Source organism: Photorhabdus temperata (assembly GCF_025384845.1).
Classification (GTDB): Bacteria; Pseudomonadota; Gammaproteobacteria; order Enterobacterales; family Enterobacteriaceae; genus Photorhabdus; species Photorhabdus temperata.
In genome coordinates, this window is sequence record NZ_JAJAFX010000022.1 from 1 (window position 1) to 24,796 (window position 24,796).

The following is a 24,796-nucleotide window of genomic DNA, read 5'->3' on the forward strand; positions in this document are numbered from 1 at the left end:
AACAAACTAGGTACGGTTTTAAGATAATTTTGAGACTGAACTATAAGAAATAGCTAGCTTAACTCTTTGGCGAATAAAACTTTTGAATCATGAACTGTGGATAAGAATGTTTCATATTCATTAATTAATTGAGTGGATTTTATTTCTAATTCTTCTTGTAGTTTGTAATATTTTTGTTCAGATGTAGCACTATGGTTTTTCCAGTGGTAAGGAGGTTGAGACCTAGTCAACGTTGGATCTTCGTTTGGACCTAGGAAATCATATGCTGTTTCTAACCAGTTATCAATGGACGATATTAAAGCTTTTTTCCTTTCTTCCAGTTTATGGTTGTACAATTTAGATTTAGGGCTATCAAAGTCAAGTTTTATGTTATCCAAGTCAAGAATAAAGGCAAGGGGTACACCAGTTATATGTGACTGTTCTAGAGATACTTTTATATTATCAAATGGTATTTTTTTTAATAATTCTTCTATGATATTTTTGTCATATATCTCTTCGGGTGTACTTTTATTAGTTATAGGTAAAGTTGACTTGTGAGGTCTCACGTAAGGGAGTATTCCAAAGACCCCTAAAAGAATAGATAACATTGTTTCTATTGTGCTGAATTCAAAGCCTGATTTATAAATCCGAAAAGAGCAATACAAGACGACGACAGCCCATAATACAGCACCTACAATTTTTGGTATGTTATTCATATTATGAACCATAAAGGTTTGAGTGTGTTAGATTATAAACTAAATTCCTTTCGCCATTTTGTGATCACTGGCTAAGAAAAAATACTTGTCAAAAATCGTCTTAATATATTGATTTAAAATCATAAACTTTGAAGGGAGGGGTTTTAATTCCTGACTAGTTGATTGGGAGGCAAATGCAACTTTGTACTCAATCATTATCTCTACCATCTTATATGTCACACGATGCTAGATATGTGAAAAAATAAAATGGGTGGACTCAAAGTGGACATTGGGCAAACAAAAAGGGCTACACTTTAGTGTAACCCCTTGATTTATTTGGTGGAGCTGGCGGGAGTTGAACCCGCGTCCGAAATTCCTACATCCTCGGTACTACATGCTTAGTCTAATCTTTACATTCGCTTGCCAGCTGCGGACAGACACGCTACTAACAAACTAGCCTGATTAGATTTAACGCTTCAACCCCAGGCAAGGCATCCACGCGATCTCTTTTGGGTTTGACCTCTCTTGATCCCCGTCCTAAGAGCGGAGGCTAGGGAGAGAGGGCGATATGCAGGTTATTAAGCTGCTATTGCGTATTGTTCGTCGTTTGCGACTATTTTTTTGCGGCTTTTTACGAGGCCAACCGCCCCTCGGCATGCACCTTGGGTTTCGCGAATCCCGTCGAATCCAGAATCAGCCCCAAGTATGTTAAAAACAAGTATATCAGAATATTAAACTATAATGCCAGAGATTATCGTCCGGCATTCTTCATAATACGTGCTTTGTCTAATTTCCATTCACGTTCTTTGATATCTGAACGTTTATCGTGCGCCTTCTTGCCTTTTGCTACGCCAATTTTGACTTTGCACCAGGCGTTTTTCCAATAGAGAGATAAGGCAACAACGGTATAACCTTCACGATTGACTCGACCATATAATGAGTCAAGTTCGCGCTGATTAAGTAAGAGTTTGCGTGAACGCATAGGATCACAGACGACATGGGAAGAAGCTACATTTAACGGAGTGATGGTGGCACCAAAAAGATAAGCGTCGCCATCTTTGAGTAAAACGTAACTGTCGCTGATATTTGCTTTACCAGCGCGCAGTGATTTGACTTCCCATCCTTGTAACGAGAGGCCAGCCTCAAATTCTTCTTCAATGAAGTATTCGTGACGGGCTCGTCTATTCATGGCAATGGTTGCCGAACCGGGTTTGTGTGCTTTTTTCTTTGTCATAGTGTATGCATTATACTGAATGCTTTGATGAAAGAAATCTTTTCCCGCAGCATATTTGCTGATTAATGAGTATTTATTGCATTATACGCTGACAGGTTTTTCTTTAATCACGTATAGGTGATATTATTTGCCACAATTGAGCCTTACAGGAAATGATATGCCACAGATTAGTCGCTCTGCGTTAGTACCGTACAGCGTGGAACAAATGTACAAATTAGTCAATGATGTGAGTTCTTATCCGGATTTTCTTCCGGGGTGTGTCGGCAGCCGTGTGTTGAGCATCAGTCGTCATGAAATGACTGCGTCAGTCGATGTTTCCAAAGCGGGTATAAGCAAGACTTTTGTTACCCGGAATATCCTGGCTGATAACCAAAGCATTAATATGCAACTGGTGGATGGGCCTTTTCGTAAGTTGATGGGAGGCTGGCAGTTCATACCTCTGAGTGAAGATGCTTGTAAAGTTGAGCTTCACCTTGATTTTGAATTTACTAATAAGCTGATTGAATTAGCTTTCGGCAAGATTTTTAAGGAGTTGGCCGGAAATATGATACAGGCTTTTACTCTGCGCGCACGTGAGGTTTATAGTGCCTGATATCAATATCGAAGTTGTTTATGCATTGCCTGACCGCCAATATCTGCGTACTGTGAAATTGTCCCAAGGGGCGACTGTAGAACAGGCAATTGTTGCATCAGGTCTGCTGACTTTGCGTAATGATATTGATCTGCAAAAAAATAAAGTTGGAATTTATAGCCGTCCCGTCAAGCTGACGGATATTTTGGAAGAGGGTGATAGGGTGGAAATTTATCGCCCATTGTTAGCCGATCCAAAAGAAATGCGTCGTAAGCGTGCTGAACGGGCTAAAAATAATGCTCAATAATTTGTCAATAGACAGCCAGTCATCTGTATTTTATGACTTGCTGTCTATATCTCTTTGATTATTGAAGATTCTCAGTAAGTGAGTTTTCGTTTTTAATGTCAGTCAGTACACCTTTACTGTCAAACGTCAGTGTTAGGGTTTGCTGAGTCACTTTTTCATGCCCAGGTTGCTGACGAAACACATAAAACCATGTTTGAGTACCAAACGGGTCTTGTAACATGGGTGTTCCTAATGTATAGGCTACCTGTTGCTGGGTCATCCCTTTGTGGATTTTTGATACATTAGCAGGTGTCAGATAGTTCCCCTGATTAATGTCAGGGCGATAAACAACCCGTTCCAGTGTAGAGCAACCCGCAGTCAGCATAACGAATGATACAGCAGCGGCAGTCAACATTTTACAGCGCATGGTAATTACATTCCTTTAGGAGTCAGGATGTTGATAATAATAGACCTTGACGAGATTGAAAACCTCTACAAGTTTTAGCTATGACCCCAAATATCCGTAAAAGTTGTGTCATATTATGCTGCCAGCAGCTCTTTTGCGTTCGCTAGGGTATTTTTTGTGACTTCACTACCTGCCAGAAGCCGCGCCAGCTCTTGTAATCTGGCTTTCTTGTCTAGTAATTGCATTTGAGTTTCAGTTTCTTCACCATCGGTCTGTTTACTGACATAAAAATGTTGGTGACCGCAACCAGCTACCTGGGGCAGGTGAGTGACGCACATGACCTGTGTAGATTCGCCTAATTCACGTAACAGACGACCGACAATTGCGGCTGTCGGGCCACTGATACCCACATCCACTTCATCGAATATCAGGGCTGAAGTTTCCATTTTCTTGGCCGTTATAACCTGAATTGCCAGTGCAATACGGGAAAGTTCACCACCCGACGCGACTTTTGCCAGTGATTGGTGTGGCTGACCAGGGTTAGTGGTGACATTAAATTCAACTTTATCTGCGCCATCAGCATTTAAGTGTTCCGGAGCAAAAGAGACATCAACGGTCAAGCGGCCATGAGGCATGGAAAGCTGATGCATACTGTTAGTAATTAGCTCACTTAACTCTTTAGCGTATTGTTGGCGAACCAGATGCAGCCTTTCTGCTACTTCTAATGCTTGTTTATGGTGCCTGTTAACCTGCTCGCAGAGATGAGCGCAATCATCTTCTTGTTGTGCCAGCAGTTGCTGTTCTTCCCGTAATTGTTGATGTAGTGAGGGAAGCTCTTCCGGTACAACATGGTGTTTACGGGCGACTCTGATTTGCTGCGAAATTTTTTGTTCCAGTTCAAACAGGCGATTTGGATCCATATCCAGTTGATCACCATAGTGGCGGAGTTCATCGCTGACTTCATTAATCTGGATGGATGCTTCTTCCAGCATAGTCAGCAGGTTACCGAATTTATCATCCATTGCGATGAGTTCTGCCAGTTCGTGTTTAGCGTGATTCAGCAGACTGATAATATTTTGCTCATCATTATCACTCAGTAGCAGGAGTGCATTCTGACTGACCGATAATAGCTGACCACGGTTTGCCAGCCGTTTGTATTCATTATCTTGTTCTTGATATTCACCTGGCTGCGGGGCTAATTCATTTAGCTCTTTTAAGTGATATTCCAGTAACTGTTGACGAGATTGCCGCTCAAGAGCCTGTTGCTGGAATTGTGCCAGATCCTGACAGCTTTGGTGCCATTTCTGATAGACCTGTTTCATCTCATTTTGCAGATTGAACTGATTAGCGTAAGTATCGAGCAGGCGTTTTTGGTGACCACTCTCCAAGAGTAATTGGTGGGCGTGCTGGCCGTGAATCTGGATAAGGTGAGCTCCCAGTTCACGTAATTGGGAAAGTGGTACCGCTGTACCATTGATAAAGCCCCTTGAGCGGCCATCTAAAGTTATGGTACGGCGCAGCAAGCATTCATTACTGTCATCAAGTTGACGTTCTTCCAGCCATTGACGGGCAGAAGGTGCATCAGAAAGAGAAAAATGGGCGCAAATATCAGCACGGGAAGCGCCGTTACGTACCATGTTGGTCTCACCGCGATTGCCCAGACATAAACCTAATGCATCAATTGCGATGGATTTACCGGCGCCGGTTTCACCTGTGATGGCTGTCATACCTGACCGGAAATCAATTTCAAGCTCACGAACAATGGCAAAGTTGCTAATAGTTAACTGAGTGAGCATCATGCTTCTCCTGTGTATAAAAACACCTCTGTATTTTCATACAGTATAAACTGGTTTTTTATACAGTAAAGTAGTGGAGCTTGTTTTTTTAGAACATTTTTTTAGACCAGCTTAGTTTTGTGCTTAATGTATTGAAGTAATTATAATCTTTAGGATGGATGAGATTGAGCTTCTGTTTGCTGCGGCTAATAATTACGTCCTCTCCATCCTGTATAGGCAGAACTATCTGGCTATCACAACTGACTTCATAATCGTTGCTGTTTTGGGAAAATTTCAGTCTGATGCTGCTTTCGCTACTGATGACCAATGGGCGGGCAGATAATGTATGCGGGAACATCGGCACCAGGACGATAGCATCCAGGTTAGGTGTCAGAATTGGCCCCCCTGCGGAGAGTGAGTAAGCAGTTGAACCCGTTGGTGTTGCGATAATCAATCCGTCAGAGCGTTGGGAAAAAGCAAAACGCTCATCAATATAAACTTCGAATTCAATCATGTGAGCCACTTTTCCAGGATGGAGCACGACTTCGTTGATTGCGGTACTGATACGGGGTTTCTGGCCGTTTCTTCTGACCAGTGCTTCTAGCAGGAAACGTTGTTCATTCCTGTATTCGCCATCCAGTACTTCAGAAAGTTGTTGCAGAGCATTGTCAGGATCTAAGTCCGTCAGAAAACCCAGATTACCTCTGTTAATCCCAATGACTTTAATATCATAACGGGAAAGAACCCGGGCAGCCCCCAGCATATTGCCGTCGCCACCAACAACCACGGCTAAATCAGCTTGTTTACCAATTTCAGTCAGGCCGCCGGTCTGTGCATCTTTTAAACCAATATCTTTGGCTACCTGGCGATCAACAATGACGCAGTAACCTTTGGACTTTAACCAATGATAAAGCATCTCATGAGTGGCGAGTGCTTCTGGATGACGAGGATGACCAACAATACCAATGCATTTGAATTTTTTATTCATCGTTGTAATTTTCCTTCAGCAAGAGGTTTTGTCCTCACAATATGACGGGTTCCCTTGAATCCCTAGTTTAGATCCCCATAATAAGCTAAGTAGCGAGATTAATGCCAAATACGCGGAGATATTCATGAATAGTAAAGAACAAAAAATGCCTGACGAGCAAGTCTCGGAAGATATGGAAGTTGTATCTGAACAGCAAAACAGTGCGGATAAAGCAGAAACATCAGAGACTGAAAGCGTTGTTGAGCCACGGGTCGCAGAGCTGGAAGAACAGCTCAGACAGGCGCAACAGCGTGAACGTGACGCCATTTTGCGTGCTAAAGCTGAAGTTGAAAATATCCGTCGTCGTACTGAGCAAGATGTGGAAAAAGCCCATAAATTCGCGCTGGAAAGATTTGCTAATGAACTGTTGCCGGTGATTGATAATCTTGAGCGTGCTCTGGAGGCAGCAGATCGCACTAATACTGAAATAGCGCCAATGCTTGAAGGTATTGAACTGACGCTGAAATCCTTCCTGGGGGCTGTTGGTAAATTTGGTATTGAAGTTGTCGGCGACACTGATATTCCTTTTAATCCTGAAGTTCATCAGGCCATGACCATGATGGAATCCGATCAGCATGAGTCGAATCGTGTCATGATGGTCATGCAGAAAGGGTATACCTTAAATGGCCGCTTATTGCGCCCGGCAATGGTAGCCGTATCAAAGTAATTTTAGCTCAGTGTAGATAATCAATGCCGTTCCAACCGGGGCGGCATTTTTTTACTGTAGCAACTCAGGTGTCCAGTTAATTGGCGCCATTCCTTGTTTTTCCAGTAATTCATTGGCTTTTGAAAAGTGTTTACAGCCAAAGAATCCTCTGTGGGCAGACAGCGGAGATGGATGAGGTGCTTTGAGGACATGGTGTTTATTGGCATCAATAAAGTTGCCTTTTTTCTGGGCGTGAGATCCCCAAAGAAGAAAAACTACGCCTGAACGATGCTCGTTAATCGCAGCAATGACTTTATCAGTGAAAGTTTCCCAGCCCAGATTGGCGTGAGAGTGAGCGTTACCACGTTCTACGGTTAATACGGTATTGAGGAGGAGTACCCCTTGTTTGGCCCAACCGATGAGGCAGCCGTGATTTGGGCATTGGAAGCCGGGTATATCGGATACCAGCTCTTTGTACATATTGACCAGTGAAGGTGGCGCAGGAATGCCAGGTTGGACGGAGAAAGAGAGACCATGTGCCTGATTCGGGCCGTGGTAAGGATCTTGCCCAAGTATCACAACCTTAATATCGGCCAATTCGGTGTAGCGGAATGCATTAAATACATCCTGTTGCGGCGGATAAATGGTTTTACCGGCCTGACGTTCTTTAGCGACATAAGCCAGTGTGTCGAGAAAGTAAGGTTGTTTTTTCTCGTTACCGATCACGTCGTGCCATGTGAGAGATGCGGACATAGCAAATCCTTTTTATATAATTACCAGATGGACGTTAGCTTACCGATTTCAAAATCAGAGGGAAACCTTTAATGAACACTAAAGCGAAATTTTTGATAAATATTTCAATGCCGTAAATTATTTTTGAAAATTTATCAAAATAATTTCTTTGTAGTTAGCTATAAAAAATTATTTAAACCATAAGGTTGCAATATATTTATAGTGACTATATGAAATTAATTGAGCTGAATCAATGGATATCCTCATTCATGTTGGTATACAAGCATTAGATATATTGGTTTGTTGCATGAATGTAGAGATAGAAATGATGACTGGTATCCAAGTTGCTGATAAATACTAGGTAGAAATTGATCTGATATCAGAGATAGAAATCACAATTCATTAATTTTATTAACAAAATTTAAACGTTTATTTAACCTTGAGTTATTTCCTGCCGATAGATTAATTGCACCAATTAAATAGCTAATTATTTTCAACTATCGTTAGGGAATTTTATGAGTTTATCAATTGGTATCAATCTATCAATAGGTTCAGATTTTCCTGTTTTAAATAATCTTCAACTTGTTACATCACCTTCTGTTCCAACCGAGAATATTAAGAAAGCGGCCCCTGAAGTCTCTTCGCTCTCAGAAACGACTAAAAAGAACAATAGAATTTATCAATCATTAGTTAATGAACAGAGTATTAACATCAATTTAAAATCAATGACAGGAATTAAAGCAGAACAGATTAATGGTAAGCAATCTCATGAAATTGATTATATGTTGGCTTTGATCTCTGATGATGTCTATATAAAAACCACTATGGGAATTGGTGATTATGTCCGTCTTTCTGATGGTGAGTTATTAAATGCAGGAATAGAACCGGCAAATTTGAGAAATGAAACAACGGGTTTTCAGGCAGGCATTTATCGTAATGGTGATCTCCATATCGTTGCTTTTGCGGGTACTAACGATTTGAAAGATATATTGACTAATTTACGTCAAGGTTTTGGGTTTGATGAAGCGCAATACCATCAGGCTGTTGATTTAGCTCGTACTGCCAGAATGGCGTTTGGGGAAAATATGTTATTTACTGGGCATTCTTTGGGGGGAGGATTAGCCGCAACCGCTGCATTATCAGTTGGAAAACCTGCGGTGATATTTAATTCAGCCGGTGTTTCCGACAAGATGATGAAAAATCTGGGGCTTTCACCACAAGAGGGCAGAAATAGAGCTGAGAATGGATTGATACGGCATTATGTTGTGGAATATGACGTGCTTGATTCATTACAACAGAAACTGCCAGTGTCCCAGCCGATAGGGCATAAAATTTTACTGAAATATAATGGTGATTTGGGAGAATCGAATAAATGGTTGCCTTCTTTGATGCGTGGATTCAATGCACATTCTCTTAAAAAGGTGTTGGAATTATTAACGATATATAAACCTTGGATATCTTTGAATAATGAACAGCAAGAAGAATCGTTGGTGATGATTAACGAACCAAATCTAAGCGTTTCTGTATGATTGCAAAGGGATATTATGAAAATCTGTGAAGTCGTTGAGTTTGAATCTGAATCGAATTTTCAGCAGGATGAAGAAAATATAAATCCGTTGCAATGGGCGATATTCAATCAGCGAATGAATGATATTAATACTTTGCTGAAAGAGGGAGCTGATCCTGCTCAACCGGGTTTACAACAAGAAAGTGCTTTACATACGGCTGCAAAAATCAGCAATCCTGATTATCTCAAATCTTTATTATCATTCTCGCCTGATGTAAATATTATTCATCCTGTCACTTTAGCGACACCTTTACATGCTGCGGTTCAGGTAGGAAGAAAAATACAGGCTGAATTACTGCTGATGGCAGGAGCTAACCCCAACTTGGCTAATCGGGTTGGGGATACTCCGTTACATATTGCTGCTAAAATTAATTCACCGGAACTGGCGTTGATATTGTTGAAGTCAGGTGCTGATCCTAAATTACAGAATAAGCAGCAGTCAACGTTCCAGATCTATTTCAATCTTACACCGCTAAAAGTACGCAGCCATGAGATGCAGGTTGAATATGATAAAGTTAATAATTGGCTGAAAGCTCAACAAATCAGCCGATATTATTTGAAATAAAATATAAACGGGCTGATCTAACTGGCCCGTTTAAAGATTTACTCATCGCTGCTGGTTGGCGCTTCAGATTTTGGATTATCAGAAGGTTTACGGCGCTTGCCGATATTTTTACTATCCCGATGGCGTATTTTTGCTTTTTTCTTCGATTCTTCCGCTTTCTTTTTCTCTTTGCGTTTAGCCAATACTTTTTTCGATGGCTTATTGCTGGTTTTCTCACTTGGTGATTTGGTTGTTGGGCGAAGTTCATCAACAATCCGTGACTTCAGTGGCTCGTTCAGATAACGGCTGATTTTACCCAATAAAACATGATCATGCGCTTCTACTAAGGTAATTGCGGTACCTTTGCGACCAGCACGAGCCGTCCGGCCGATACGATGCAGGTAAACATCGGCGGTGCGTGGTAAATCGAAGTTGAAAACATGGCTGATATCATCAATATCCAATCCGCGGGAAGCAACATCAGTGGCAACCAGAACATTGACACTGCCATCATTCAAACGCTTAACCGCTTCTGTCCTTTTAGCCTGTACCATTTCCCCTTCGAGGAACCAGGCTTTGATACCGGCTTGACGCAGTCCGTCTACAAGCTCATGTACACGTTCACGTTTGCGAACAAAAATAATGGATTTAGTGACATCCGATTGTTTCAGTAAATGGCAAAGCAGGGCTGTTTTGTGTTCCAGATTGTCTGCGCGGTAGTAGAATTGCTGAATTTTTTTGCGTTCACGACGTGACGGCTCTGCATCAATTTCAACCGGATCTTTCAGCAAGCGCTCTGCAAAATCACGGATGGCTTCCCCTTCCAGAGTCGCAGAGAACAGCATGGTCTGTTTGCGCCAACGGGTTTCGCCCGCGATGGTTTCAATATCATTGGCAAAACCCATATCCAGCATACGATCTGCTTCATCAAGGATGAGTGTTTCAACTGCCCGGCAATCAAAGTTTTCTTCTTTGATATATTGCAGCAGACGGCCGGTGGTGGCGACGACAATATCCTGATTCTCGCTGAAAACTTCTGCGTGGTTCATATAGGCCACACCGCCGGTAATCGTAGCAACATCCAGATTGGTATGTGCAGCCAGTTCTTTTGCCTGGTCCGCCACTTGCATTGCCAGTTCACGGGTTGGTGTCAGGATCAAAATGCGTGGCGGGCCAGATTTTTTGCGTGGAAAATCGAGTAAGTGTTGCAGAATTGGCAGCAAGTAAGCTGCGGTTTTACCTGTTCCAGTAGGCGCGGAACCCAGAACATCACGTCCATCCATTGCTGCCGGAATAGCAGCAGCCTGAATTGCTGTTGGGCGGGAGTAACCTTTATCATTTAGAGCATCAAGCAGGCGTTCATCAAGATCGAGCTCAGAAAAGTTTGTTGCAGTCATTATATACCTCTGTTTAGGCCGCCGATTATAAACAGGTTAGACGTATTGTTCATCTATTAAAGCTGTCAATAAGGCAGATAGCTTTTATCGGAACATAATAACCCTTATCCTATGGAGAAATTTTTTTGTGCTGACACAGATGTAGGTTATTAATTTGAAACAGAAACAATCTCTGCGCCGGGGAGGATTCACTTTTAAGCAATTTTTTGTCGGCCATGACCGATGTGCGATGAAAGTAGGAACCGATGGTGTTCTATTGGGCGCTTGGGCTCCGGTTAGTGGCAAAAAAGCAATTTTGGATATCGGCTGCGGTAGCGGGTTAATTGCTTTGATGTTGGCACAGCGTACAGATGAAAATAGCAAAATTGATGCAGTGGAACTGGATACTGATGCTGCATTGCAGGCTCAAGAGAATATAGAGCAATCTCCGTGGCAGAGAAAAATAAATGTTTATCGGCAGGATATCGGTGATTTTGCTGATCGGTATTCACAATGTTATGACTTGATTGTCAGTAATCCACCCTATTTTGAACCGGCTGTTGCCTGCCGGAATGAGGCAAGGGAACAAGCTCGTTATACCAGCTCATTAACGCATCAGCGGTTATTGCAATATGTCGGGAAGTTGATTACATCTGATGGTCTGTTTTGTGTGGTATTGCCGTATGTTATTGGTGAAATATTTGAAACAATGGCATATCAGATGGGTTGGTTTTCTCATCATCGGGTCAACATTCGCGACAGGCAAGGTAAGCCATTACACCGGATGTTGTTGGCATTTTCCCGCAAGGAAGAAACGGGCTTAATCAGTGAATTGATCATTCGTCAACCAGATGGTGTATATACACGGGAATTTCAGCAACTCGTCACGGATTTCTATCTCTATTATTGAAAGAACCACGCCGAAGCGTGGTTTATGCTGGCAAGAATTAAGGTGTCAAAATTGTTGGTTTCGATTCTGACAGTAAATCGGGATAATCCAGCGTGAAATGCAGGCCCCGGCTCTCTTTTCTTTCCAGCGCACAACGTACGATTAATTCAGCGACTTGCACCAGATTCCGTAATTCAAGTAAATTGTTAGAGATTCTGAAATTGGAATAATAATCATGAATCTCCTGTTGCAGCATATTAATACGACGCAATGCGCGCTCCAGGCGTTTGGTTGTACGTACAATACCAACGTAATCCCACATAAATAGACGTAATTCGTGCCAGTTGTGTTGAATGACGACTTGTTCATCTGAATTGTCAACACGGCTCTCATCCCAGAAAGGGAGTTCTGGCACTTCTTCAATTTTTTCAATTTGTTGTTGGATGTCTTCCGCAGCAGACCAGCCATAAACCAGACACTCCAACAGGGAATTGGATGCCATACGGTTTGCACCGTGCAGGCCAGTATAGCTGACTTCACCGATAGCATATAAGTTGTTGAGGTCAGTGCGGCCCTGATGATCGACGACTACGCCGCCACAAGTGTAATGCGCGGCAGGAACGATTGGAATGGGTTCTTTTGTCAGATCAAATCCCAGCGTCAGCAGTTTTTCATAGATCATCGGAAAATGCTGGATAATGAAATCAGTTGGCTTATGGCTGATATCCAGAAACATGCAGTCAGCACCAAGGCGTTTCATTTCATGGTCAATAGCCCGTGCGACGATATCGCGGGGCGCCAGTTCAGCGCGCTCATCAAAATCAGGCATAAAGCGACTGCCATCCGGTCGTTGCAGATAAGCGCCTTCGCCTCGCAGGGCTTCTGTCAGCAGGAAATTACGCGCTTGTGGGTGAAAAAGACAGGTCGGGTGAAACTGGTTAAATTCCAGATTGGCGATACGGCAGCCCGCGCGCCATGCCATTGCTATGCCATCACCGGATGAGATATCGGGATTTGTCGTGTATTGATAGACCTTAGCTGCACCACCGGTTGCCAATACAACAATCTTTGCGCGATAGGTTTCTACCTGTTCCTGCTGGCGGTTCCAGATATAAGCGCCGACTACCCGGTTATTACCATCGAATTGGGCTTTATTTGAAGTAATTAAATCAACGGCGTTGCAACGCTCTCTCACTGTGATATTCGGATGAGACATGGCTTTTTCAACCAGTGTGGTTTCGACTTCTTTGCCGGTTGCATCAGCGTGATGCAAAATACGCCGATGGCTGTGTCCACCTTCACGGGTCAGATGATATTGTTTTTCACCATCTTCACGGGTTTCTGTATCAAATAAAACACCCTGATCAATCAGCCATTGCACGCAATGACGAGCGTTGCTGGTGGTAAACTCAACAGCGCTTCTATCGCAAAGCCCTGCTCCGGCGATAAGGGTATCTTCAACATGAGATGTGATACTGTCTGTTTTATCGAATACCGCGGCGATCCCCCCTTGTGCATAATAGGATGCGCCTTCGCTGAGAATACTCTTACTTAATACAGTGACTTTATATTGTGAGGCCAGCCGTAAAGCCAGAGACAGGCCGGCTACACCGCTGCCTATGATAAGTACATCGCTGTAATGTTGCGGGAATAATGATTGCATAGTTGATGATGTATGAAGGAAGATGGGTAAAATCATGTTAGCCTATCAGATAGGATAAAGGCTATGATTGCAACAAAATGATGGCACAAATTGAACTTCGCAGAATTTTACTACTCAAAGCCATGCTTGCTTAGAAAAATGGGACATCATGGTTGGTTCAATAAATATAAATGTGGAGCTTTGCTTCAGGAGATTTAACCTCGGATGAGCGAGCAGTTAACGGATCAAATGCTGGTTGAGCGAGTGCAGAAAGGTGACCAAAAGGCGTTTAACCTACTGGTAATCAGATATCAGCATAAAGTAGCGAGTCTTGTATCCCGCTATATTCCGCAGGGTGATGTTCCTGACGTTGCGCAGGAAGCATTTATTAAAGCATATCGGGCATTGTCATCATTTCGTGGCGATAGTGCTTTTTACACTTGGTTGTATCGAATAGCAGTTAACACTGCTAAGAACTATTTGATTTCTCAAGGGCGGCGTCCACCATCCAGTGATTTGGATGTTAATGACGCAGAAAATCATGAAGCTTCAAATGCACTAAAAGAAATTTCGAACCCTGAGAATTTAATGTTGTCAGAAGAATTAAGGCAGGTGGTTTTCCGAACCATTGAGTCTCTTCCCGAAGATTTGCGAATGGCAATAACACTAAGGGAATTAGATGGGTTAAGCTATGAGGAAATAGCTGCTGTTATGGATTGCCCGGTAGGTACTGTTCGTTCCCGTATCTTCCGTGCAAGGGAAGCCATTGATGATAAAATTCAACCACTGATTTAAAATTAAAAATAGTGGAACAATACTGAAGGGTACTTTGGCATGCAAAGAGAAAAACTTTCCGCACTGATGGATGGCGAAGCTCTTGATAGTGAAGTCGTTAGTATTTTATCTAAAGATTCTGCTATGCAGAAACACTGGGAAAATTACCACCTGATACGTGATGCATTGCGTGGTGATGTGACTGAAGTATTGCATATGGATATTGCGAGCCGGGTCGCATTAGCGCTTGAAAAAGAGCCTGTTCATTTTAACCCTGGGGCTGTTCCTGAATCTCAGCCTCAGCCAGAGAGTTGGCAGAAAATGCCATTCTGGCAAAAGCTTCGCCCTTGGGCGAGTCAAATTACTCAAGTGAGTGTTGCCGCATGTGTTTCGCTGGCAGTATTGATAGGCGTGCAACAGTACAATAGTCACAATGTTGTGGATCTTGAATATCAATCTGATACGCCGGCATTTAACACATTGCCAATGATGGGATCCGCTTCTCCGGTGAGTCTGGGAGTGCCTTCCGGTGGTGATATGTTTGGCAATGATCAGCGTATGCAGGTGCAGGAGCGTAATAAACGCATTAATATCATGCTGCAACAATATGAGCTCGACCGCCGTGTGCATTTTGAACAAAATGATGGACGGAGAATTTCACCACCGGTTGCTATTCCGGTTCCCGGAACACAATCTTTAGGAACGCAACAGCAGTAATGAAACATATCTGGTTCTCCGTCTCTTTGCTGGCGGGCAGCCTGTTTACTCCTTTACAAGCCTCGGCGCAGTTCAGCAGCGCTGAGGCTTTGTTGCAGGAAATGGGTCATGCCACTCAATCCCTGACTTACGAGCTTGCTTTTATTAATCTCAGTCAGCAGGCTATTGTCTCAGTTCGTTATCGTCACGCCATTATCAATGGTATTCCAATTGCCCAAATCATGCAGATGGATGGTTCCCGCAGGGAGATTGTCCAGCGTGGTAATGAGATCAGTTATTTTGAACCTGGATTGGATGCTTTCAGTATTAATGGTGATCATATTATTGACTATTTACCTGCCGTTATTTTTGCTGATTTCACTCAGTTGAAAAAATACTACAATTTCATCGACGTTGGCCGTACTCATATAGGCGACAGACCTTGTCGGGTTGTACGCATCACTTCCAAAGATGAAGTGCGTTATAATTATATTTTACTGATCGATGAAAAATCGCATTTGCCGTTACGTATTGATTTACTTGATCGTGATAGTGAAACACTTGAGCAATTTCGGGTTGTTTCCTCCATAATAGGTGGCGATATAGATAATGCAATGAGTATTATTACCCATCTGAATATGCCACCCATGCTGGTCATTCCATCGTCAGAGAAAGTGGTATTCAACTGGAAAGTAGAGAAATTGCCGGATGGTTTCACCGAGGTTTCACGTAACCGGCGTAAACTGTCAAATACTGACTCGCTTGAATCCATCATGTTCAGTGATGGTTTATTCAGTTTTTCAGTGAATGTGACTAACGCTGATAAAACCGGTAAGTTGGAACATCCTCTCCGTCGCGGGCACCGAACGATCTATAGTGTAATACGTGGAGCTAATGAGGTGACAATTATTGGTGAATTACCACTGGCAACTGCCAAGCGTGTCGCCGCGGGTGTCGCATTTATAGGAGCTAACTGATGGTCAAAGAATGGGCGACAGTAATCCGCTGGCAACAGGGGAGGGCATTATTACGTTATGGTTCCTCTTCTGGTTGTGGCAGTTGCCAAGCACGCGCGACATGTGGTTCTTATTTACTGAATAAATTGGGGTCTGATGGTATACATCAGCTCGAACTTGAGATTTTACAGCCGTTGCAGCCAGGGCAGAAAGTGGAAGTCGGGATCCCTGAAGGGAGCTTATTGCGTTCAGCGTTGCTGGTTTATTTGACACCACTTATTGGGTTATTCCTGGGGGGCGCACTTTTTCAGTTATGGGTAACCAATCAATTATGGGTGTTTTGTGGTGGTGCTTTGGGAGGTGTGTTAGGGTTCTTCCTTGCCCGCAAAATTGCGACTTATTGGGATAATCAGCAGGAATATCAACCCATCGTTTTACAAATAGGCTTGCCTCCTGATGCAATTCATATTCAGCATTAGGAATAAATCTGGTTTAATCATCCAAAACTTTTAATTTACTGACTCATATTAAAGCCACAGGCATGACTAGGTTTTCGTAGATTTGGCATGTAGAATACAGCCTTTCCGGCCATTGGCCGGCCTATAAACCGTCGCTTTATGTCCCTCTGTGTGTCCATTAGGCGAATGATTCAGAAATATCAAGGCAGAAAAATATTTATAATGAAGCAAATACGAAATTTCTCCATTATTGCTCACATTGACCACGGTAAGTCGACGTTATCTGACCGTATTATTCAAATTTGTGGTGGTTTAACAGATCGTGAAATGGCAGAGCAAGTGCTGGATTCTATGGATCTTGAGCGTGAGCGTGGTATCACCATTAAAGCACAAAGTGTCACTCTGGATTACAAGGCGGATGATGGCCAACTCTATCAATTGAACTTTATCGACACCCCGGGGCACGTAGACTTCTCCTATGAAGTTTCTCGCTCGCTGGCTGCCTGTGAAGGGGCGTTGCTGGTGGTTGATGCCGGACAGGGCGTGGAAGCCCAGACGCTGGCTAACTGTTATACCGCGCTGGATATGGATCTGGAGGTTGTTCCTGTTCTGAACAAAATCGATTTACCGGCGGCTGAACCTGAGCGTGTGGCGGAAGAAATCGAAGATATCGTCGGTATTGATGCTACCGATGCCGTGCGTTGTTCAGCCAAAACGGGTGTTGGCGTACAAGACGTCATTGAGCGTTTAGTTAAAGAGATTCCGGCCCCGGAGGGTGATTCTGACGCGCCATTACAGGCACTTATTATCGACTCATGGTTTGATAACTACCTTGGTGTTGTCTCCCTGGTTCGGATTAAAAACGGTACCCTGCGTAAGGGTGACAAAATCAAGGTGATGAGTACCGGTCAGGTGTATAACGCTGATCGTCTTGGGATTTTCACACCTAAGCGTGTTGACCGCGATGTACTGGGGTGTGGTGAAGTGGGCTGGCTGGTGTGTGCGATTAAAGACATTCTTGGTGCACCCGTGGGGGATACATTGACGCTGGCCCGGCAACCAGCGGAAAAACCACTGCCGGGATTTAAGAAAGTCAAGCCACAGGTTTATGCCGGGCTGTTTCCTATCAGCTCTGATGATTATGAGGGATTTCGTGATGCATTGGGCAAGCTGAGTCTGAATGACGCATCTTTGTTCTATGAACCGGAAAGCTCGACTGCACTGGGTTTTGGTTTCCGTTGTGGTTTCCTTGGTCTGCTGCATATGGAGATCATTCAGGAACGTCTGGAGCGCGAATATGATCTTGACCTCATTACCACTGCGCCAACGGTTGTTTATGAAGTAGAAACGACCAGCCACGATATTCTCTATGTGGACAGTCCATCTAAACTGCCGCCACTGAATAATATTGAAGAGTTGCGTGAGCCGATCGCCGAATGTCATATGTTGTTGCCCCAGGAATATTTGGGGAATGTCATTACGTTGTGTATTGAGAAACGTGGGGTGCAAACTAACATGGTTTACCACGGTAAACAGGTTGCACTGACTTACGAAATACCGATGGCTGAAGTGGTTTTGGACTTCTTCGATCGATTGAAATCCACATCCCGCGGTTATGCTTCACTGGATTATAATTTCACTCGCTTCCAGGCATCTGATATGGTTCGTGTGGATGTGTTGATTAATGGTGAGCGGGTTGATGCATTAGCGTTAATTACTCACCGTGACAATGCGCAGTACCGTGGCCGGGAACTGGTAGAGAAGATGAAGGAGCTCATTCCTCGTCAGCAGTTTGATATCGCCATTCAGGCTGCGATTGGTAATCACATTATTGCTCGCTCAACCGTGAAGCAATTACGTAAAAACGTCTTAGCGAAGTGTTATGGTGGTGACGTCAGCCGTAAGAAGAAGCTATTGCAGAAACAGAAAGAAGGTAAGAAACGCATGAAACAAGTGGGTAACGTTGAGTTACCACAAGAAGCTTTCTTAGCCATTCTTCATGTTGGTAAAGACCATTAATAAGCTTGTAAGGAGTCTAAATGGCTAACACTTTTGCCCTGATCCTAACGCTGGCAACGTTAGTCACCGGCATTATTTGGTGTATTGATCGTTTCAAATGGGCGCCAGCGCGTAAGAAAAAACTTATCAGATTGCAGAAGCTGACTGAAGGTACAATGGATCAGGAGCATCTGGCTGAGACTATTAACAAGCCAACATGGGTAGATACTTGTTCATCTATTTTCCCTGTGTTAGCCGTGGTTCTGATCTTGCGTTCTTTTGTTTATGAGCCATTTCAGATCCCATCGGGTTCTATGATGCCAACTTTATTGATTGGTGATTTCATTCTGGTAGAGAAGTATGCATACGGATTGAAAGATCCCATCACGCAAACAACATTGATTAAGACCGGTGAACCAAAACGTGGTGATATCGCAGTATTTAAATATCCGTTGGATCCAAGTTTTGACTATATCAAACGGGTAATTGGCTTACCGGGCGATAAAATTATTTATGATCCGGTAAAAAAAGAGCTGCGTGTTTTCTCTGGTTGTAACAAAACAGAGAATTGTAAGGAAGAATTACCGGTTTCTTATGGTTCACTGTTCCCAAGTGAATGGACAATGCAGCAGTATGGCGTTAATTCCAAGGGTGAAAGCCTGAGAAAGATAGGTGTTTTCCAAATACCGGTTGAAGAAACATTACCACCTTACAGTCGGCGGCAAGGTGAGCGGATTGAGAATTTGGGAACGGCGACACACCATATTCTGGAGATTCCGGGTTTACTACCGATGCCTAATTTCCGTCAACCTGGGTTGCCAGAGGGCGTGTGGATTGTACCCGAAGGCCACTATTTTATGATGGGTGATAACCGTGATAATAGCGCGGATAGCCGTGAGTGGGGCTTTGTTCCTGAGAAAAATCTGGTTGGCCGCGCTTCAGCGATTTGGATGAGTTTTGAGAAACAGGAAGGGGAATGGCCTACTGGAGTTCGCTTTAGCCGCATTGGTGGAATTAATTAATATTTCTATATTAGCGAAGCATTAATTTTACTCACAGTGTAGAATATCCTCTCAAACTTAATAACTGGCTCCCCTAAGGAGCCAGTGCAAACGCAACAGTTTTGTCAGAATTTCCTGTAACAGGTCTGTTGCGTGTGCGTTTTTATTTGACGAATTCTGACCTATATTTGGTAGCACATGAATCCCATCGTAATTAACAGATTGCAGCGTAAGCTGGGGTACACTTTTGATCAGCATGATCTGCTGGTACAAGCGTTAACTCATCGTAGTGCCAGCAGTAAACATAACGAGCGGCTGGAATTTCTTGGTGACTCAATTCTGAGCTTTGTCATTGCCAATGCACTGTATCATCGCTTTCCTCGTGTAGATGAGGGGGATATGAGCCGGATGCGCGCCACATTGGTGCGTGGTAATACTTTGGCTGAATTGGCAAGGGAATTTGAATTAGGTGAATGTCTGCGTTTGGGGCCGGGTGAATTGAAAAGCGGCGGCTTCCGTCGTGAATCTATACTGGCTGATACGGTTGAAGCACTGATTGGTGCTATTTTCCTTGATAGCGATATTCAGACCATTGAAAGAATTATTCTGAGCTGGTACGAAACCCGCCTGAATGAAATCAGCCCTGGTGACAAACAGAAAGACCCGAAAACCCGTTTACAGGAATACCTGCAAGGGCATCATCTGCCCCTGCCATCATATCTGGTTGTTATGGTTCGTGGTGAAGCCCATGACCAGGAATTTACTATTCACTGTCAAGTGAGTGGTATCGAACAGCCGGTTAAAGGAACAGGCTCTAGCCGCCGCAAAGCGGAGCAGGCGGCGGCTGAGCAAGCATTAAAACAACTGGAGCTTGAATGAGCGAACAAGAAACCTATTGCGGATTTGTTGCAATAGTCGGACGGCCTAATGTGGGTAAATCCACATTGCTGAATCAGCTTTTAGGTCAGAAAGTATCTATCACTTCCCGCAAACCGCAGACTACCCGTCACCGTATTATCGGCATCCACACCGAGGGTGCTTATCAGACCATTTATGTGGATACTCCGGGATTGCATATTGAAGAGAAACGGGCGATTAACCGGTTGATGAACCGTGCGGCCAGTAGTTCTATCGGTGATGTGGAGCTGGTCATTTTTGTTGTTGAAGGGACTCACTGGACCTCCGATGACGAAATGGTCGTGAATAAACTGCGTAGCTTGCATTGTCCGGTTTTACTGGCTATCAATAAAGTGGATAACGTGACTGATAAAGCCACCTTGTTGCCACATATTGGTTTCCTCAGCAAACAGATGAACTTCCTTGATGTTGTACCGATGAGTGCTGAAAAAGGCATGAACGTAGATACGATCGCAAAAATTGCGCGCGGACATATGCCGAAAGCAACTCACCATTTTCCGGAGGATTATATTACGGATCGCTCCCAGCGTTTTATGGCGTCTGAAATTATCCGTGAAAAACTCATGCGTTTTCTCGGTGATGAATTGCCCTATTCTGTCACGGTTGAAATTGAGCAGTTCGTGGTGAATGAGCGCGGTGATTACAAGATCCACGGTTTAATTCTGGTTGAGCGTGAAGGCCAGAAGAAAATGGTTATCGGTAATAAAGGCAGTAAAATTAAAACGATTGGTATTGAAGCCCGCCAGGACATGGAAAGATTATTTGATGTTAAAGTCCATTTGGAACTGTGGGTTAAAGTTAAAGCGGGTTGGGCTGATGACGAGCGGGCATTGCGCAGCTTGGGTTACGTTGATGATTTGAAATAAGGGCTCACCTGTGGACGGTTGGCAGCGTGTTTTTGTTCTTCATGGGCGTCCTTACAGTGAAACCAGTCTGTTACTGGATCTGTTTACTGAAAATGAAGGACGGATCAGTGTATTGGCAAAAGGTGCACGCAGCCGTCGTTCCAATCTTAAAGGCTGCTTGCAGCCATTTACCCCGTTACTGGTTCGTTGGAGTGGACGCGGGGCAATTAAAACGCTGCGTGATGCCGATCCTATATCTCTTGCCCTTCCCCTTACCGGCAGCGTGTTATACAGCGGTTTATATATCAATGAATTGTTGTCAAGAGTGCTTGAACAGGGAACGGCTTATCCTGCTTTATTCTTTGATTATCTCCGGTGTTTGCAGATTCTTGCTGCCAGTGAATATACACCGGAACATGCATTGCGCCGGTTTGAGCTGGCGTTGTTGGCAAATCTTGGTTATGGCGTTGATTATCTTCATTGTGCGGGAAGTGGCGAACCCGTGGATGATACGATGACTTACCGTTATAGAGAAGAAAAAGGATTTATCGCCAGTCTGGTTGTTGATCACTACAGTTTTACCGGGCGTGAATTAAAATCACTGGCCGCCCGTGAATTTCCTGATTCGGTGGCATTAAAAGCAGCAAAGCGTTTCACTCGTATGGCTTTAAAACCTTATCTTGGTGGCAAGCCTTTGAAAAGTCGTGAATTATTTCGGCAGTTTGTATGTAAAAAGCCTGAAGAGAAAGAAAACTAATGAATTTGTTTCTCTTCATAATGGAAAGTGTAAACTTGTTATCCATTCAATATAACTACAGGAGATAAATATGGCTGAGGTATTGTTAGGTATTAACATCGATCACATTGCGACAGTACGCAATGCCCGTGGCACAGTTTATCCTGACCCTATTCAGGCTGCTTTTATTGCAGAGCAGGCGGGGGCGGATGGTATTACTATTCATTTACGTGAAGATCGCCGTCATATTACTGATCGGGATGTCGAACTGCTGAATGAAACTATTCAGACCCGGATGAACCTTGAAATGGCAGTGACAGATGAAATGGTGGACATCGCCTGTCACTTTAAACCTAAATTTTGCTGTCTGGTGCCTGAAAAACGTCGGGAAGTAACAACAGAAGGGGGTTTAGATGTTATTGGTCAGAAAGATAAAGTGGTTGAAGCGATTAAGCGTTTATCTGATGCGGGTATTCTTGTTTCGTTATTTATCGATGCGGATCACCAGCAGATTGATGCTGCTAGTGAGGTTGGTGCACCGTTTATTGAAATTCACACAGGTGCTTATGCAGATGCAGAAGATGAAATAGAACAAGAAAAAGAGTTCCAGCGTATTAAAGAAGCTGTTACTTATGCTGCTGGCAAGGGGCTGAAAGTTAATGCGGGTCATGGGTTAACCTATCATAACGTACAGCGTATTGCTGCTCTGCCGGAAATTTATGAACTGAATATTGGTCATGCAATAATCGGGCGTGCGGTATTCAGCGGCTTGGCTGCTGCTGTGGCAGATATGAAAACTGAGATACGGAAAGCTCGCCGTTAATGGCTATTATTGGGTTAGGTACAGATATTGTTGAAATTGCCCGTATTGAGGGTGTTGTCGGACGCTCAGGTGAGCGTCTGGCAAAACGCATTCTCAGTGAATCAGAATGGCAGCAATATCAGCAACATGAAAAACCGGTTCGTTTTCTGGCTAAACGTTTTGCAGTAAAAGAAGCTGCGGCAAAAGCGTTGGGAACCGGTATCCGTAATGGGCTGGCATTTAACCAGTTTGAAGTGCTTAACGATGATTTGGGAAAACCCATTTTGCGGCTCTATGGTGCAGCCGCAGAATTAGCACAGAAACTGGGGGTAACCTCTTTGCATGTCACATTGGCTGATGAGCGTCGTTACGCCTGCGCGACAGTTATTCTGGAAAGTTAATTTCAGATTTTATCGGCATGATGCAGTAGCACAAATTTATCCCACAATTGTTCTTCTGTTTCTTGGCGGTCTGGATCGGTAATAATCGTATTGTTTATCGGACAGACTGACTGGCAGGTTGGCGCATCATAATGGCCGATGCATTCAGTGCAACGGTCAGAATTGATTTCATAAATTTCATCTCCCATTGATATCGCCTGATTGGGACATTCTGGTTCACACATATCACAATTGGTACAGCTCTTTTTGATTAATAACGACATTTTAATAAATTAACTTATTTTTTGTTTTAAATCAGTGTGTTATTGATGGTTTTTATTCCTTGCTATTACACACTTCTTATATTTCTATACAGCATAAATTACATTGAAAAACCAAGTCTAGCAACACTAAACCACAACACATGAGATTTTTTATCTTAGAAAACCTTTATGTATGAGCTTTATTACCCGGTTAGCTATATACCCTTCATCTTTCAAGTTGCTGCTTTGTTGGCTGCGTTCACTTACCCCAGTCACATAGTTATCTATGCTCCTGGGGATGCGTTCACTTGCCGCCGCGCTGCAACTTGAAATCTATTGGGTATATAAAGGAATTTCAATAATGTGCAAGGTCACCAATATTTCATGGGCTAATAAGTCTTGGGGGAGAATAGTTCGAATTATAACAGAATATTTATGGCTGTAGTATTAGCAATAATAAAATAATTAAGACCGAGCACTATCCTGATCCCGGTCTTTTTGTTAATTACGATAATTTTGTAATTGACTAATAAAATTCCTATGCTTTATCAAGATAATTCTAAAGTCTGAGATAGATAACAACTATGAATGTTGAAAGTTAGTTATCTGATACCCCTACTACGAATATGCGTACAGGCGGAAGGCTTGTACTGCGAGATTGCCAATGTGATATTATTACTAGGTTTTCTTTATTGATTTTTAATATATCAGCTCCTTCACCATATTTAGCACCACCGGTAAATCCACCCATACTTGAAAGTATAGCATGAGGTTCATAAGAGTATGCAATTGGGTATGTGATAGTGAATTTCTCCTCGTTAGCTAAATTTTGAGCCTTTGTATATACAGATTGGAATAAGATATATTTTCTCTCTAATCCGTTCAAAAATGGAATTTTAAAAGTCATGAAATTATCCCCTTGTGTAAACAAAGGAGTACCTGCCAATAATAATTCCAATAAACCGAGATTTTTCACAAACTCATTTTTATTGGGAATATCTGCACCATTTTGGTTTTTGGCCAATCTGCCATTAGCATTATCATTTACATCGGAAACAAGCTTCTGAGTTGCTGTGAGTGTATTGCTATTACCAATCACATCTGTAAGCTGAATAATACCTTTCTGTGTTAATGAGGCATCAGGAATTTTTGTTGTCGTTTTTTGTTCCAATGCTCTATTCAATTGGGCGGTGAGTTTTTCTATATTTCCATCATCCAGAACATCATTGCCAGATTGTGTTGCGATAAAGTTAGCGACGACAGATGATATTGTTGATGACTGACGTAATGCTTTATTTAACACATGAATAGTAATACTTTCTGGTGGAAATCCAGTATTTAAAATTTCGTTCTCTTCATATCTTTCTTGGCTCACAACATTAGCATTATCACTAATAGAAAAAGCCTTAAAATCATTTTTTGGACTCATGTTTTTCCCTCAAATTAAATAGTGTATTCTATAATTAACATATTGAATTGTTATAAAGATAACTTTTAGAGGTTCATAGTCTAGTTCAGGAAAAGAATAATGAAATACTTTTATAACTTAGGAGATTAACTATTTATGTGTAGTTGATGATAATAAATTACCAAACCTTTT

The 24,796-nt window shown here is 42.9% G+C and carries 27 protein-coding genes and 1 other RNA gene; 17 read left to right on the forward strand and 11 right to left on the reverse strand.

The genetic code is table 11. From position 1 onward, the window contains the following. Nucleotides 1-53: 53 nt before the first annotated feature. From LGZ99_RS10185 to smpB, 3 genes are all read right to left on the reverse strand, one after another. The gene (locus LGZ99_RS10185; protein WP_152552744.1) at nt 54-695 is read right to left on the reverse strand and encodes a hypothetical protein; all 642 of its coding nucleotides are present in this window, start codon (nt 693-695) and stop codon (nt 54-56) included. 316 nt (nt 696-1,011) lie between these two features. After that, nucleotides 1,012-1,375, reverse strand: a transfer-messenger RNA (tmRNA) gene (gene ssrA, locus LGZ99_RS10190). A 50-nt stretch (nt 1,376-1,425) separates the two neighbouring features. Continuing rightward, nucleotides 1,426-1,908, reverse strand: coding sequence for an SsrA-binding protein SmpB (smpB, locus tag LGZ99_RS10195; protein WP_015833415.1), 483 nt, complete (start codon nt 1,906-1,908; stop codon nt 1,426-1,428). Between the two features lie 157 nt (nt 1,909-2,065). On the opposite strand from smpB, the gene LGZ99_RS10200 reads away from it, so the two are divergent. Continuing rightward, nucleotides 2,066-2,500, forward strand: coding sequence for a type II toxin-antitoxin system RatA family toxin (locus LGZ99_RS10200; protein WP_021324740.1), 435 nt, complete (start codon nt 2,066-2,068; stop codon nt 2,498-2,500). Further along, the gene (locus LGZ99_RS10205; protein WP_036839363.1) at nt 2,493-2,786 is read left to right on the forward strand and encodes an RnfH family protein; all 294 of its coding nucleotides are present in this window, start codon (nt 2,493-2,495) and stop codon (nt 2,784-2,786) included. Before LGZ99_RS10200 ends, LGZ99_RS10205 begins: the two co-directional genes overlap by 8 nt. A 58-nt stretch (nt 2,787-2,844) precedes the next feature. Here LGZ99_RS10205 and bamE read toward each other — a convergent pair whose 3' ends face one another. From bamE to nadK, 3 genes are all read right to left on the reverse strand, one after another. Beyond that, nucleotides 2,845-3,192 carry an outer membrane protein assembly factor BamE gene (bamE, locus tag LGZ99_RS10210; RefSeq protein ID WP_021324742.1) on the reverse strand — a complete coding sequence of 116 codons (348 nt, stop codon included), beginning with the start codon at nt 3,190-3,192 and terminating at the stop codon, nt 2,845-2,847. A 113-nt stretch (nt 3,193-3,305) separates the two neighbouring features. Next, the gene (recN, locus tag LGZ99_RS10215) at nt 3,306-4,967 is read right to left on the reverse strand and encodes a DNA repair protein RecN (RefSeq protein WP_023043484.1); all 1,662 of its coding nucleotides are present in this window, start codon (nt 4,965-4,967) and stop codon (nt 3,306-3,308) included. Between the two features lie 88 nt (nt 4,968-5,055). Then, nucleotides 5,056-5,934 (reverse strand): NAD(+) kinase, encoded by an 879-nt coding sequence (gene nadK / locus LGZ99_RS10220; RefSeq protein WP_023043483.1) that lies wholly within the window; start codon nt 5,932-5,934, stop codon nt 5,056-5,058. A gap of 124 nt (nt 5,935-6,058) precedes the next feature. On the opposite strand from nadK, the gene grpE reads away from it, so the two are divergent. Further along, complete coding sequence (gene grpE / locus LGZ99_RS10225; RefSeq protein WP_036839365.1) at nt 6,059-6,640, forward strand: nucleotide exchange factor GrpE; 582 nt, start codon at nt 6,059-6,061, stop codon at nt 6,638-6,640. A 51-nt stretch (nt 6,641-6,691) separates the two neighbouring features. On the opposite strand, the gene ung is transcribed toward grpE, so the two are convergent. Continuing rightward, entirely contained in the window at nt 6,692-7,372 is a 681-nt protein-coding gene (gene ung / locus LGZ99_RS10230) for a uracil-DNA glycosylase (RefSeq protein ID WP_036839373.1), read from the reverse strand. Nucleotides 7,373-7,866: 494 nt separating this feature from the next. Here ung and LGZ99_RS10235 point away from each other — a divergent pair, with 494 nt between their 5' ends. Next, nucleotides 7,867-8,880 (forward strand): Tle-like phospholipase domain-containing protein, encoded by a 1,014-nt coding sequence (locus LGZ99_RS10235; protein WP_021324747.1) that lies wholly within the window; start codon nt 7,867-7,869, stop codon nt 8,878-8,880. 15 nt (nt 8,881-8,895) lie between these two features. Continuing rightward, the gene (locus LGZ99_RS10240) at nt 8,896-9,483 is read left to right on the forward strand and encodes an ankyrin repeat domain-containing protein (protein WP_021324748.1); all 588 of its coding nucleotides are present in this window, start codon (nt 8,896-8,898) and stop codon (nt 9,481-9,483) included. A 38-nt stretch (nt 9,484-9,521) separates the two neighbouring features. Here the strand turns inward: LGZ99_RS10240 and srmB are convergent, their stop codons facing one another. Beyond that, nucleotides 9,522-10,859 carry an ATP-dependent RNA helicase SrmB gene (gene srmB, locus LGZ99_RS10245; RefSeq protein WP_023043480.1) on the reverse strand — a complete coding sequence of 446 codons (1,338 nt, stop codon included), beginning with the start codon at nt 10,857-10,859 and terminating at the stop codon, nt 9,522-9,524. 154 nt (nt 10,860-11,013) lie between these two features. Between srmB and trmN the strand changes: the two genes are divergently transcribed. Then, entirely contained in the window at nt 11,014-11,748 is a 735-nt protein-coding gene (gene trmN / locus LGZ99_RS10250; RefSeq protein WP_128575532.1) for a tRNA(1)(Val) (adenine(37)-N(6))-methyltransferase TrmN, read from the forward strand. Between the two features lie 37 nt (nt 11,749-11,785). On the opposite strand, the gene nadB is transcribed toward trmN, so the two are convergent. Then, nucleotides 11,786-13,390 (reverse strand): L-aspartate oxidase, encoded by a 1,605-nt coding sequence (gene nadB / locus LGZ99_RS10255; RefSeq protein ID WP_262979104.1) that lies wholly within the window; start codon nt 13,388-13,390, stop codon nt 11,786-11,788. Between the two features lie 204 nt (nt 13,391-13,594). On the opposite strand from nadB, the gene rpoE reads away from it, so the two are divergent. The 11 genes from rpoE to acpS all read left to right on the forward strand — a co-directional run bounded on the left by rpoE (nt 13,595) and on the right by acpS (nt 22,954). Further along, entirely contained in the window at nt 13,595-14,164 is a 570-nt protein-coding gene (rpoE, locus tag LGZ99_RS10260; protein ID WP_021324753.1) for an RNA polymerase sigma factor RpoE, read from the forward strand. Between the two features lie 39 nt (nt 14,165-14,203). Continuing rightward, nucleotides 14,204-14,860 (forward strand): anti-sigma-E factor RseA, encoded by a 657-nt coding sequence (gene rseA, locus LGZ99_RS10265; protein ID WP_021324754.1) that lies wholly within the window; start codon nt 14,204-14,206, stop codon nt 14,858-14,860. Further along, nucleotides 14,860-15,816: a sigma-E factor regulatory protein RseB gene (rseB, locus tag LGZ99_RS10270; RefSeq protein WP_262979091.1), complete on the forward strand. Its 957-nt coding sequence runs from the start codon at nt 14,860-14,862 to the stop codon at nt 15,814-15,816. Before rseA ends, rseB begins: the two co-directional genes overlap by 1 nt. Further along, the gene (gene rseC / locus LGZ99_RS10275) at nt 15,816-16,274 is read left to right on the forward strand and encodes a SoxR-reducing system protein RseC (RefSeq protein ID WP_036839377.1); all 459 of its coding nucleotides are present in this window, start codon (nt 15,816-15,818) and stop codon (nt 16,272-16,274) included. The genes rseB and rseC overlap by 1 nt, the downstream gene beginning before the upstream one ends. 201 nt (nt 16,275-16,475) lie before the next feature. After that, on the forward strand, nt 16,476-18,272 hold the full coding sequence (gene lepA, locus LGZ99_RS10280) for a translation elongation factor 4 (protein ID WP_021324756.1): 1,797 nt from the start codon (nt 16,476-16,478) through the stop codon (nt 18,270-18,272). A 20-nt stretch (nt 18,273-18,292) separates the two neighbouring features. After that, nucleotides 18,293-19,273: a signal peptidase I gene (lepB, locus tag LGZ99_RS10285; protein ID WP_036839378.1), complete on the forward strand. Its 981-nt coding sequence runs from the start codon at nt 18,293-18,295 to the stop codon at nt 19,271-19,273. Nucleotides 19,274-19,450: 177 nt separating this feature from the next. Continuing rightward, on the forward strand, nt 19,451-20,131 hold the full coding sequence (gene rnc / locus LGZ99_RS10290; RefSeq protein WP_021324758.1) for a ribonuclease III: 681 nt from the start codon (nt 19,451-19,453) through the stop codon (nt 20,129-20,131). Next, on the forward strand, nt 20,128-21,036 hold the full coding sequence (era, locus tag LGZ99_RS10295) for a GTPase Era (RefSeq protein WP_021324759.1): 909 nt from the start codon (nt 20,128-20,130) through the stop codon (nt 21,034-21,036). Before rnc ends, era begins: the two co-directional genes overlap by 4 nt. A 10-nt stretch (nt 21,037-21,046) precedes the next feature. Then, complete coding sequence (gene recO / locus LGZ99_RS10300) at nt 21,047-21,772, forward strand: DNA repair protein RecO (RefSeq protein ID WP_021324760.1); 726 nt, start codon at nt 21,047-21,049, stop codon at nt 21,770-21,772. A 70-nt stretch (nt 21,773-21,842) separates the two neighbouring features. After that, nucleotides 21,843-22,574: a pyridoxine 5'-phosphate synthase gene (gene pdxJ / locus LGZ99_RS10305; protein WP_023043476.1), complete on the forward strand. Its 732-nt coding sequence runs from the start codon at nt 21,843-21,845 to the stop codon at nt 22,572-22,574. Next, nucleotides 22,574-22,954, forward strand: a complete 381-nt coding sequence (gene acpS / locus LGZ99_RS10310) for a holo-ACP synthase (protein ID WP_021324762.1) — start codon at nt 22,574-22,576, stop codon at nt 22,952-22,954. Before pdxJ ends, acpS begins: the two co-directional genes overlap by 1 nt. Nucleotides 22,955-22,956: 2 nt before the next feature. Here the strand turns inward: acpS and LGZ99_RS10315 are convergent, their stop codons facing one another. Next, complete coding sequence (locus LGZ99_RS10315; protein ID WP_036839380.1) at nt 22,957-23,217, reverse strand: YfhL family 4Fe-4S dicluster ferredoxin; 261 nt, start codon at nt 23,215-23,217, stop codon at nt 22,957-22,959. 577 nt (nt 23,218-23,794) lie between these two features. Further along, a complete protein-coding gene (locus LGZ99_RS10320; protein WP_235184760.1) occupies nt 23,795-24,625 on the reverse strand; it encodes a phage tail protein in 831 nt (276 codons plus the stop codon). Nucleotides 24,626-24,796: the final 171 nt, after the last annotated feature.